An 11,186-nucleotide genomic window follows, 5' to 3' on the forward strand; every position below is an offset into this window, starting at 1 on the left:
TGTGAGTCGTATTCGTTCTGACTCTCCAGAACCATACGGATGGCCCGCTGGCGGACCTCAGGGGAAAAACGCGTATTTTTAGTCATCCTGTTTGCCTCTTTCTCAAGGAGTTTAGTCTCCAGGATTTCCGGGGCGGTTCAAGTAGAAAGAATGCCCTTCGCTGCGGTTGTCTTTCCAGATCTGAACGCCGCGCTGCTCCAGCGTTTTAACAACCTGAGGAAAAGCCTCGGCGCTTACGCTAAAGGCATAGTGGGTGTAATGGATCGGGCGCTCTCCGGCCATGCCGTCCAGGGAGAGGCAAAGCCATAAATCACCGCAGGAAAGATACGCCCCGGCGTCCCAGCGCGTGTGCAGCCTGATGCCCGGCAGGCTTTGATAAAAAGCCAGGCTATGTTCCAGGTCGCACACCGCAAGCGTAAGGTGATTCAGGCCGGTTAGCATGATTATTCCTTATTTTTAGCCTGCCAGTTTGCCCACGGGCTTTCCGCCGGAGCGTCGCTCACGTCAGTCTCGTCGAGTGAGGCGATATACATCTCTTCCACTTCTTTACGCGCCCACGGCGTGCGGCGTAAAAACTTCAGGCTGGACTTAACGCTGGGGTCGCTTTTAAAGCAGTTAATGTTCACCTGCCGCGCCATTTCCGCCCAGCCATAACGCTCAACCAGCGCGGTCAGCAGCGCCTCAAGAGTAATGCCGTGCAGCGGATCTTTTGAACTCATGATTTTTCCGGATATTTCGATAATTTGCGCACACCTTACTGATTCTGCCAGCGAGGCGCAACAAGGTGCGGGCGGCGATCCCGAAGAAGTGAAAAGAAGTGAGAGGCGGCCCATCGCTGAGCCGCAGAGGGGGTTTAAATCAGAACGTTTCCCAGTTATCGGCAGAAACCGCAACCGGCCGCGCTGACTGGGAAGCTGAAGAAGGAACGACATAACGACTTTTCGATGCTGCAGAAGAATCGGCTTTCAGGCGGAACGTCCCTACCGCTTCCGTAAGCCGTGCGGCCTGCTCTTCCAGGGAAACGGCGGCGGCTGAAGCCTCTTCCACCAGCGAGGCATTCTGCTGGGTAACGTTATCCATCTCGTGAATAGCCTGCCCGACCTGCTGAATGCCCCGGCTTTGTTCGTCAGACGCGGCGGCGATTTCCAGCATAATATCGGTCACGCGGCGAACGGCCTCCACAATCCCGGTCACCGTGGTGCCCGCCTGTGCAACCTGACGGGAGCCGGAATCAATCAGCGACACGGACTCGCTGATAAGCCCTTCAATCTCTTTTGCCGCCTGGGCGCTGCGCTGCGCCAGCGTGCGCACCTCGCTTGCCACAACCGCAAATCCTCGGCCTTGCTCCCCCGCTCTGGCAGCCTCAACGGCAGCGTTCAGCGCCAGAATGTTGGTCTGGAAAGCAATGCTGTTGATTACCGCCGTGATCTCAGAGATTTTCGTCGAGCTGGCGGAGATATTGTCCATCGTGCTGACCACGCCAGAGACAATACGCCCGCCGTCACTGGCCTTCTGCGAAGCATCTTCCGCAAGCCTGGTGGCATGATGTGCGTTATCGGCGTTTTGTTTCACCGTGGCGGTAAGCTGCTCCATGCTGGCGGCGGTTTGCTCGATGGCCGCCGCCTGCTGCTCGGTACGGGAAGAGAGATCGCTATTACCGGCAGAAATTTCGCTCGAGCCCTGGTAGATAGCCTCTGCACCTTCGCGCACGGTGCTCACGGTGCTGACCAGTTGCTGCTGCATATGCTGCAGGTGCTGGCTGAGCTTGCCGATTTCGCTGTTGCCGGTCGCTTCTGCTGGCAATGTTAAATCGCCTTCGGAAATGTGCTCGATGCGTTTCGCCGCACGCTGCAGCGGGCCTATCACCACGCGACGCAGCATAATGAAAGTAAACACCGTCATAAAGAGCGCAAGCGCAAATGCCCCGGCCATCAGCGCCACGCTGCTTCTGGTGCGGCTGTCGGCCTCTGCTCTCAGCGCGTTTGCCCGCTCGGTACGAATACTTACCGCTTTCTGCAGGTTGGTACCATAGTCGCTGTCCAGCTTGCGCACGACCTCGCTTTCATGGGTGATGATCGCCTCAAACATGCCGTTTTTGGCGAACTTCAGCATCGGCTTCATGCCTTTTTCGAGATAGGCCGCAAATTCATCCTGCAGCCCTTTGTCCAGCGCCCTATCTTCAGGCGTTTTTACCTTGCGGGCCATATAGGCGTTGAAGCCATCCTGCGCCTGCTTGATAAGCCCTTCGGCATTGGCCACGTTCTGTTTGACCTGGTCCATATCTGCCACGCGGCTTGCCGCCCCGGCGTTGATCAGGTTGATGCGCGCCGTTCGCAAATGGTTGGCGCTGTCCGCCAGCCCCATGCGTACCTGAATTTCTTCCGTGACGTCCTGAAGCGCGCGGTCGCTCTGGATAAGAAAGTAGCCAGCAAAACCGATACATAACGCAAACAGCAGCAGAATACCGCCGAGAATAGAGGAAAACAGCGGCACCAGCCTGATGTGATGCCAGAAGCGCACGCCGTTTTGTGGGGTCAGAGTTTTTATCGACATGTCCGTGACTCTCTTTGTATGGGGAATTCCCTTCAGAGGTCATCGGCCCCGGCGCGTAAAAACATTACGCGCCACGTCACAGATTTGCGTTAACGATGCTAAAGAAGTGATGGAAAGTTAAGTGGATCACAGGTTTGGCTTAGCGCTTCTCCGCCTGTTGCTTTATCAGCGCATAGCGATTCAGCAATTGCCGGAACTGCAGATCGGTTTGCGTCAGTTGCCCATCGGGGAGCGGCGCACCTGCCGGGGATTGGGTCAGTAAATACAGATGCTCTTCCAGCGGCGTACTGCGCGAGAAATGCTGCGTAATGGTGAAGACCATAGATTTAAGCTCAGAGCCGGTCAGGTATTTGCCTTTACGTTCGTCCAACGCGTTGAGCCGGCGGGTGAGATCGTTCAGGCCCTCCATGCCCTTGTGCCAGCCTGAAAGCGCCTCGACGGGTAAAGCGCCGCCGTTCAGGTAGCGTGACCATTGCGCTTTCAGGTCTTCAACCTGTTCTGGCCTGGCGCGCCCGGCCAGCGCATAGCCATAATACTGCTGCCACAGGGGCGAGAGCTGGCTAAGATTCTCCAGCGCCGCTTCATCCGCAGCCAGCGGCAGCGGGCTGACGGGGACAGGATTAAGCTGCCGCCAACCCATCAGACTTGCGGCCCCCATCAACAGCATGGTCAACATGCCTGCAGAGAAGCTTTTCCATGTTTTGCGTGGTGCAGGTTCTTGATTGACTACGGCGATGCGTGGCGCGGCGGTCTTTTCGTGAGTGACGTAAATCAGCGGTTCGCGCGCCAGTGGCGCACTGACGCTCTCTTGCGGTGAGGCAGGTAGCACAATGGTCACGCTTTCACCGCTCCCGGCATCCGCATTTTCCAGCCTGATGGCCGCGTTCTGCATAAAGGTACAAAGCTCACCTATCTTGCTGGCATTTTTTAGCTCCAGACGCTGAAGGACGTCACGCAAAGCGTTAAGGTGCTGCTCGGCCAGATAAACCTACGGCAGATCGCTGTACTGAAGGGTGAGCGTTCTCAGCAGCGACTGAAGGCGATGGCTGAAACCGGCAAGGATCTCCATCCTGGCGTGAACCGGCTGCGGCCACATCACGCCCCACTGATGTACAATCAGCGCCTCCAGCAGCGCCAGCCCCTCATTCAGCCCCGCCATTGTGGCCAGCCGGGTTCGCGCCAGCGTATACCAGGCCACCGTCTGCAGCTCAACGCCATTCTGGCTGAAAAGCGACAGGCTGAGCTGCTCGACGTTACGCCAGTCCACGTCCGGGCGAGCAGGATGGGAAAGTTTTGCCAGCTCATCGCGCAGCAGGCCATAGTCCGGCAATGCGCGCGGATCGCCGCCGGTTTTGATTTTATGACGATTATTCACGGGATTGTTCTTCTGATTATTGAGCGGAGAAAGCGCGGAGCCGTCAGAGGCTGACTTTATTGTTTAGATACTGTTGGTGTTTCAGGTGGCGTAATATTACCCTGCCTTCCGGCATAAATTTGGTACCGTAGCGGACCAGGCCAACCCCTTTTAGCTCCGCGTCAATGGCGTAACGCAGTTCGCCCGGCTGAGTTTGCTCAAGCAGCACTACGTTAATCGTTTTCAGCCGTGGCTCGTACTTCAGCAACACCTCCGAGAGCGTGCTCATCAACTGATGGGCGCTACCCGGCATACCCTGCAGGATTTTGGTCATATCCGGCAGGCCATAGTCCGGCAGGTGCGCCAGCGTTCCTGCGCGGCAGTTGAGGATGCGCTGCATGTTATCGAGCACCGACAGAATCACCTGGTTTTCTTCGCTGACCTGATGGAGATCCAGGCCGCCGGTGAAGTTGCCGGCCAGCATGTCATACAGAGAAGGCGTGCGGTATGACTGGGGCATAACTACTCCTTCACGGGGATCAGCGTCAGATGGTTGTTCCCCGCTTCGATAACGCGGGCCTTATCCGGGTCGAGCGCTTCACGGTCAATCGTCAGCTTCCAGGCATTTTTCGCCATATCCGGATGGCGGAACAGCCCGACGACGGCGACAAACCGGGCATCGGCTTCCATCGGCATATCCAGACTGACATCACCGCCCGGTTTTATCACCACATCGCGACTGGCAAGCAGGTCAGCACCAAGAGCTGTTTCACCGTCCTTCAGCAGTTGCTGGTAGACGATCTTGTCGAAAGTTTTGTGGTCTTTGAGCTGGTAAATACGCACCACTACCGACTCTGAAAGCGAATGGCTCTCACTGGCATCGGTGTTAAGCGCTTCACGCGCCGTAAAATCCAGATGCAGCACCTTAATTTTCTTGTAGAACACGGCGGTGAAGGCTGATTTTGTGCCGTCACTGACGCTTTGCGTCAGGCCACAGCCCGCCAGGCTGACAGCCAACAGCGGCAGCAGCCAGCGCGCGGTTTTAGTTAAACTTGTACGTAACACGTCGGTTTCCTTGTTGTGGTGTCGCAGGCTCCAGCCCGGTGTAGTAGCCCAGTTCCGTGGTAAAGGTCTGCGGGATATCGTCCTGAAGTTCCCCCTCTTCAGCCCCCAGTACGCCGTTCATGCCAAGCCAAAAAGGCCCGTCACCCAGCGGCGGAACCCCCAGCAGCCGGGTCGCGGTAGTCAGGGTGATTTTTGCCTTAAAGCGCCAGCCCAGATAGACCCGCAGCATCACCAGAAAGTCCTGATACAGCAGGCCGTCCGGTTTCCAGCCCTTCGATTCCTGCACGTTTTCGGTCGACAGGGCAATCAGCAGCTGGCTGTTAGCATCCATCGCTTCGTCACCGAGCGGCGTGTTGCCATCAAGCAGAAAATCTTCATCACCATAGAAGCCCAGTGGTTGACTCACCTCCACCGGCCGCAGGCAATACGGGCTGACCTTCACCGTAGTATCCGGCGCCAGCAGGCTTACCAGCGCCTGCATCCCTTCCTGGGTTTTACCCGGCTGGCGCAGTACGCCAAGCAGCGCCAGAAAGCGCGATACCGGCGTGGCGATATGGTTTGCCGTACCGGGGATCCCCAGCCCTACCAGGCCCAGCAGCGCCTGAGAAATGCTGTCCGTACCGCCGGGTTCGAACGTAGCCGGGTAAGAATATTTCCGCCAGATGCGGTAAAACTGCGTCAGGATGCGATGGCTGAAGATATCCAGAAACCCCTGCAGCGCTTCGTGCCCTTCCCGCCGCTGGGTGATGTCATCGAGATAGGCCGTTGGCAGCGGGGAATCAACCCCGTACAGCCCCATAAAGGTGGTGCGGATAACCGGGGGTTTACTGTCATCGTCTTCGTCGTACTCAACCGCTTTCAGTTCGCTAACCGGGAACCCCATTCCCGGATGGGGCGCAAAGCGCACCGGGTCATCCGCAGGATGGCTGGTCGCACCCAGTAGAGGTTGCCCCGGGTAACGCTTCTCCAGCAGTTGGCAGAAACGGTAAAAGTTGATTCGGTGCAGGTCGGCTTCCAGCCGCGGGGTTAGCCGGGAATGCGGCGGTTGTGCTTCTCTTCCCATTCCAGGCGCTCTCCGGTCGGTTGCAGAATGATAATCAGGCGGTTAAACAGATAGATATCGGTGTAAAGCGCGAAGAAACGGCTCAGCATCTCGCCGAACAGGCAGATATCGCCCCGCCCGGCAAATCCGTGGCTGTCGAGCGTCACCTCAATCTGTACGCCACGCACCAGATAGCCCTGTTCAAAACGTTCGGTTTCGCTGTGTTTGACATCGATGATGGCCTCCAGACGGCGGCGGTTCATCTCGTTGTCTGTCCACTCATAGAGCGCCAGGGTGCCGCGCAGCACGTCGGCGTTGTCCATCATCGACAGAAAACCGCTGCCGAGATGGCTGAGTACGCGCCAGTGAAAACGGTCCTGCGCCGGCGGATAGCACGGCAGCGTCGGGGCGCAGAGATTGCGCACGGCGATGCTGGCTGAGGTGGTTTTCATTACCGTATCGAGCACCGTGCTTTGCAGCGCCCGACGAGGTAACTGGCCGTTGGTGCCGGTGAGCGTCAGCGACAGGCTTTCATCTTCCGGCACGGTGTGGTTATCAAAGGCTTCGCCACCGAGAATAAGCCAGGTGTTATGCAGCCCGGACGGACCACGGCGCACGCGGGTATGGTAGTAATATTCCGGGGCTTCATGGCGCATCATGCCGCCTTTGTGACGGAAACTGGAGAACGGGACGTAAGTATGTTGACTGGATGACATCACCGAGTCCACGGCGTAAATCTCGGTATGGCCATCCTGGACGCGCATCGGGCGCAGCATATACTCCGTTTGCAATGAATTCAGGGTTAACGGGTCGGACTCCAGCGGGAACAGGTTAATCACCGGCACGCAGTTGAGGCGCAGATGCTTTTCAGTAAAGCTGAAGTCATGCTCCCAGCGTTCACTCAGCACCACGTCGATTTCAAACCACGGCAGCGCCGCCGGGAAAGCGACGGTCTCCAGCCCACGCAGGCCGGTGAACATGAACTTCTCGCGGAAGGTAAAGTACTCCAGCAGCAGCTGGTAGCCGCTGAAGCTACTGCTTCCCTTTGGCCACAGGGTATCGTCATCGCCAAAACCCCCGGCGGTGAAATGCCCGTCGAACGGCCTGCTGTCCACATCCCCGGGCATACGCAGCCACATTCGGGCCACATTCAGGGTAAAGGCTTCATGCATGGCGCAGGCCAGCGGGGCATCGGCATTGAAGTACAGCGAAATAGCGCTGAGGTCGATACGGCTCCAGTCCGCCAGGCTGCCGCAGCTAAAGCGCAGCGTGACAACCGAGCGCCCATCCGCGTCGGTCGCAAGCCTTGCCTGCTCCAGCGACAGCGGCTGAAGATGCATCTCTTTGGTTGTAGTGTAACGGCAGCGCGTGGCTTTTTCGCCGATCGGTCTGGAGTGGACCTCGAAGCCTTTGACGATACGCATCGGCTCTTTCATTTCACGCCAGTCCGGCGTGAACTCCACCACCGACATCGAAGGAATGGTGCGCAGATAATGCGGCCACAGCAGGCTGACCAGCCCTTCGGTCAGCTCAGGAAGGTCGTCGTCGAGCTTCTCGCGCAGCCGCCCCATCAGAAAGGCAAAACCTTCGAACAGACGCTCCACGTACGGGTCGCGCGCGCCCGCTTTATCGAGATTGAGCATTGCCGCCTGCTCGGGGTGAGCGCGGGCAAATTCTTCACCGGCTTCCAGCAGGTAGCGCATTTCAGCGTCGTAATAACGCAGGGTTAAGTCGTCCATAAATACCTGATTATTTTTTGTTTTAAAGGTGGCGATGACAGATAACTACCCGCAAAGCACCGCACTGCTTGCCGGGTCGAGCGCAATCAGCCCGGCCAGAAGCAGGTCCATCTCCGGCTGTAAGCGCGATTTATCGGTTTCGCTGCGGGCGGCTTTCATGCGCAGCGGCGTGATTTGAACCAGCGGTCAAAAGCGGCTCGAGAGAGGATTTCTGTAAAAAATACTGAGACTAGGCCATACTGGACTTATCCTGGATTAAAAGTTGAGTACAACGACGAGATACTGGTCTGCCAGACTGAGTTTACAGCGCTCTTTGACCACTGCTAAAGGTTACTCGCCCCCATGGAAAACATTATTCAATTAACTATTTATTCTCAATTCAATGCTTTTACCATTTAGGCCCCTCACAATAACTTACACTTTTAGTACTAGGATAGGTTTTTTTATAGCCTTTACTGGCAATATAATAATCATTAAGTTTATTCATCATTTTTTGGTCTTTTAAATAAGCACGAACCTTGAATTTGCAAAATGAGTTATGTTCTTCACGCGTACATAATCCAATAACACAAAGTGTTCCCGTTATGATATGACTGGAGTCATTTTGTTCTAAGCCCTGCTGCAAGACGTTCTTTTTTAACACCCCCATTTGCCACCTCCACGGATACGCGACACCTGAATCTAGATATATCTTTCCTATCTCGAATAGTCGCTGATATTTATCTTCAGGTAATTGTTCACCAGTACATAAATACTCAGAAATATCATAAGTATCATTTATAACTTTAGATGAAAAGGCTCTTGATGCTAAAATCATATCACTTTGTTTCTTTTTTGGTATTTTATTTTCTCTGGCGTCAACGATTATTGGCTTGCTATAATTAGTTTCCTTCTCAATCTTCATCCCGAAGGGACAAAATTCATTTTGATCCAAGGAATAACAGCCAGAAAGTAAAAACATTAAAAAAAACACAATACTTCTTTCAAAAATCAAGAGAAAGTTAGCACAATGCATTTAACATCCTTTATCATTAGTCAATTATGATAAGTTAATAAATTATAAACCACTACAGACTTTCTGTATATTGATCATAAACATGTCAACTCCCCAGTGTGTTTTTAAATTGCTTAATTATTTCACTTACAATACCCACCGTTATAATCACCTCGCCCAAAATAGACATCAAGACGAAGACTTTAGCATCTTCAAATAATTATAATCTCGGAATGTCAATGCCATCTACTATTTCCGTCAGAATGCTCGCAAAAATCAAATATTGCACTCTGAATATCTAAAAGCTACTGTTTATCTGCATATTTAATTACATCATTTTCTCAGCCTGAAAAGGCATGTTGGTACCGGATAAGTGCTCCAAGGAAAGGTTGGAGCTACTCTCATTAGCCCACGAATAATCTGATATCAATGAAAACTTCCCTTTTAGCTGAATTCAGTCCTGGTTATCCGCAAAGCACCGCACTGCTTGCCGGGTCGAGCGCAATCAGACCGGCCAGAAGCAGGTCCATCTCTGGCTGTAAGCGTGATTTATCGGTTTCGCTGCGGGCGGCCTTCATGCGCAGCAGCCTGAGGCGGCGTGATTTGACTTCAAACAGCAATGACGGTGTCCACTGTGTGAGAGTGATGGACTGTGCAACGCCGTCCAGTTCCCCCAGCAGATGCAGGGCCAGTTCATTCTTGCCCTTCTGCTCGGCCACGCGGGCCATCAGCAGGCGCAACAGCCATTTATCCCGAGTAGAGTCTGTCCCCGGGCGCGTCTGGAGCCAGTGGAGCGTGGCGTCCAGACCCTCACTGTCCGCTTTTTCCAGGGCTTCCGGCTCAAGTGCCAGAATATCGTTGTCGATCTGGCTGGCGGCGCTGACGGGTTCATCCCGCCACCCGGACATATCGTCCAGCACGCTCTGGTTTATCCAGTTCAGCGTGACCTCATCGGCAAACGGCGTGCCGTCATTAAACGCCAGCGTTTCAAGCCCGGTGAGACGGCGCAGCAGCCCTTTCAGGTCGGCGATAATGATGTCGGCCAGCACCTCTTGCCCGGATTTTTGCAGAGCCTGATGGGTATACCACTGGAGGTCAAGCCACAGGTGGTTAGCGCCACGAGAGAAGGCGCTGTCCGCCTGCTCCATAATTTCTGACCAGCTCTGCTGCAGGTACAGACGCTTGAGCATTGCCCGCTGGTCAGCGCGCGGCGGTTCGATACGGGTTCTCCCCTGCGCGTCCGGCGCGGGAATGCTGTGCAGGGTGTCATGACGCAGGCTTTTCATCAGCCGGTGCGCCGCCAGCCAGCCTTCCGGCTGCTCGCGCAGGTATCCGGCCAGGGTTCGGGCCTGAGCCAGCAAATCCTGCCCGGAGGTGATACGGCCCAGTAGCGGCGTCTCTTTATCTGCCGTTTACCTGTGTAGTGCTGCTGGCGTTCTGAGGAACGACGGCATCCACACCGCCCGCCTTCATTAAGCGCGACTCCAGCGCGCCATAAAGGGCATTCAGCTGCGGCCGGCTCTCTTCCGGTTCAGTCTCCAGGCTTTCGTTAATCAGCAGCAGTGCGCCGGTGGTACGTTGAGCCTCCTCGCGCACCACTTCCGGATACAGTGACAGGCTGTCCAGCACGCGGGTGGCGGCCAGCCACTCAAGCGCAGCCTTACGGCTGCGATCGCGCTGCGGGTGGAGCTGCGTGCCATAGCGCTGCAGTAATCCCGCCAGCAGTTCAAGCCCTTCGGCAAAACCGGATTCGCCATCCTGGTGCAGGCGCGCCCAGCAGTAATAGGTGGCAACCCGAATATCTTTGGCCGTCGTGGTCAGCAGCTTTTCGGCCAACTGGCCTATCAGCCCGGTATCGATACCGGAAAGCTTGTTGACCTCTTCGCGAATGCGCTGGAAATCATCGTCGTAGCCCGGGTCTTCACCGGCAGGCTCATTGCCGCTGATGGGGGCCAGCCAGTTGGCCCATTCAGCGCTGCGAGTCCGGGCTTTACTCAGTACGGTTTTTTCATCTGCTCCGCAGGCGTGGAGTACGCTTTGTAATGCCGTCATTATTCCATCTCATCCATGGCTACATTCTCCGTACCGGTGAGTGCCTGCGCCGTTGCGGCGGCATCCACACTGAATATCTTGTCAGGCAGGTTGAAGTTGCGTAACGCCAGCAAAGCCAGCGGGCCGTTGCCTAGTTGCGATCTCAGCACCCACTGTAGGGTGCGGCCGTCAGGCGCGGTATAGCTCATCATCCACTGACTGCGATCGAGCTGCTGGCGTTTACCCTGCTCCAACCAGCGAATGAAGCCCCAGGTACCGCTGTAATCCCCGAACAGACGCGCACCGGCGCTGGTTGAAGTCCAGGTCAGCATAGTACCCGGCTTATACGTCTCTCCCGGCCAGCGGAATGACTGCCAGTCGGCCATTTGGTTAAAGTAATGCAGTTTT

At 55.6% G+C, this 11,186-nt stretch carries 10 protein-coding genes and 2 pseudogenes; all 12 read right to left on the reverse strand.

From position 1 onward, the window contains the following. Nucleotides 1-129: 129 nt before the first annotated feature. Nucleotides 130-441, reverse strand: a pseudogene (locus VGM55_RS26060) (VOC family protein); the annotation flags it as partial. Between the two features lie 2 nt (nt 442-443). Then, entirely contained in the window at nt 444-722 is a 279-nt protein-coding gene (locus VGM55_RS26065) for a VF530 family protein (protein ID WP_331637175.1), read from the reverse strand. Between the two features lie 136 nt (nt 723-858). Then, entirely contained in the window at nt 859-2,553 is a 1,695-nt protein-coding gene (locus VGM55_RS26070) for a methyl-accepting chemotaxis protein (RefSeq protein WP_154185730.1), read from the reverse strand. A 139-nt stretch (nt 2,554-2,692) separates the two neighbouring features. Then, nucleotides 2,693-3,511, reverse strand: a complete 819-nt coding sequence (locus VGM55_RS26075; RefSeq protein WP_331637167.1) for a VasL domain-containing protein — start codon at nt 3,509-3,511, stop codon at nt 2,693-2,695. Nucleotides 3,512-3,541: 30 nt separating this feature from the next. Next, the gene (locus VGM55_RS26080; RefSeq protein ID WP_331637168.1) at nt 3,542-3,928 is read right to left on the reverse strand and encodes a type VI secretion system ImpA family N-terminal domain-containing protein; all 387 of its coding nucleotides are present in this window, start codon (nt 3,926-3,928) and stop codon (nt 3,542-3,544) included. A gap of 43 nt (nt 3,929-3,971) precedes the next feature. Further along, nucleotides 3,972-4,427 carry a type VI secretion system baseplate subunit TssE gene (gene tssE / locus VGM55_RS26085; protein ID WP_331637169.1) on the reverse strand — a complete coding sequence of 152 codons (456 nt, stop codon included), beginning with the start codon at nt 4,425-4,427 and terminating at the stop codon, nt 3,972-3,974. Nucleotides 4,428-4,429: 2 nt separating this feature from the next. Continuing rightward, on the reverse strand, nt 4,430-4,972 hold the full coding sequence (tssJ, locus tag VGM55_RS26090) for a type VI secretion system lipoprotein TssJ (protein WP_331637170.1): 543 nt from the start codon (nt 4,970-4,972) through the stop codon (nt 4,430-4,432). Next, nucleotides 4,950-6,035, reverse strand: a complete 1,086-nt coding sequence (gene tssG, locus VGM55_RS26095; RefSeq protein WP_331637171.1) for a type VI secretion system baseplate subunit TssG — start codon at nt 6,033-6,035, stop codon at nt 4,950-4,952. The genes tssJ and tssG overlap by 23 nt, the downstream gene beginning before the upstream one ends. After that, nucleotides 5,999-7,753 (reverse strand): type VI secretion system baseplate subunit TssF, encoded by a 1,755-nt coding sequence (gene tssF / locus VGM55_RS26100; protein WP_331637172.1) that lies wholly within the window; start codon nt 7,751-7,753, stop codon nt 5,999-6,001. The genes tssG and tssF overlap by 37 nt, the downstream gene beginning before the upstream one ends. A 388-nt stretch (nt 7,754-8,141) precedes the next feature. After that, the gene (locus VGM55_RS26105) at nt 8,142-8,768 is read right to left on the reverse strand and encodes a hypothetical protein (RefSeq protein WP_331637173.1); all 627 of its coding nucleotides are present in this window, start codon (nt 8,766-8,768) and stop codon (nt 8,142-8,144) included. Between the two features lie 443 nt (nt 8,769-9,211). Further along, a pseudogene (tssA, locus tag VGM55_RS26110) lies at nt 9,212-10,799 on the reverse strand (type VI secretion system protein TssA). Beyond that, the coding region (locus VGM55_RS26115; RefSeq protein WP_331637174.1) for a type VI secretion IcmF C-terminal domain-containing protein at nt 10,799-11,186 on the reverse strand (388 nt) is incomplete at its 5' end. The pseudogene tssA and the gene VGM55_RS26115, both read right to left, overlap by 1 nt.

The sequence above is a fragment of the Cedecea sp. genome (assembly GCF_036500665.1).
GTDB lineage: Bacteria > Pseudomonadota > Gammaproteobacteria > Enterobacterales > Enterobacteriaceae > Cedecea.

What these genes read in the sequence shown, in the direction of transcription:
- VGM55_RS26070 (WP_154185730.1), bottom strand. Translation starts at nt 2,553, where the DNA reads ATGTCGATAAAAACTCTGACCCCACAAAACGGCGTGCGCTTCTGGCAT.
- tssE (WP_331637169.1), bottom strand. Translation starts at nt 4,427, where the DNA reads ATGCCCCAGTCATACCGCACGCCTTCTCTGTATGACATGCTGGCCGGC.
- tssG (WP_331637171.1), bottom strand. Translation starts at nt 6,035, where the DNA reads ATGGGAAGAGAAGCACAACCGCCGCATTCCCGGCTAACCCCGCGGCTG.
- tssF (WP_331637172.1), bottom strand. Translation starts at nt 7,753, where the DNA reads ATGGACGACTTAACCCTGCGTTATTACGACGCTGAAATGCGCTACCTG.
- VGM55_RS26105 (WP_331637173.1), bottom strand. Translation starts at nt 8,768, where the DNA reads ATGCATTGTGCTAACTTTCTCTTGATTTTTGAAAGAAGTATTGTGTTT.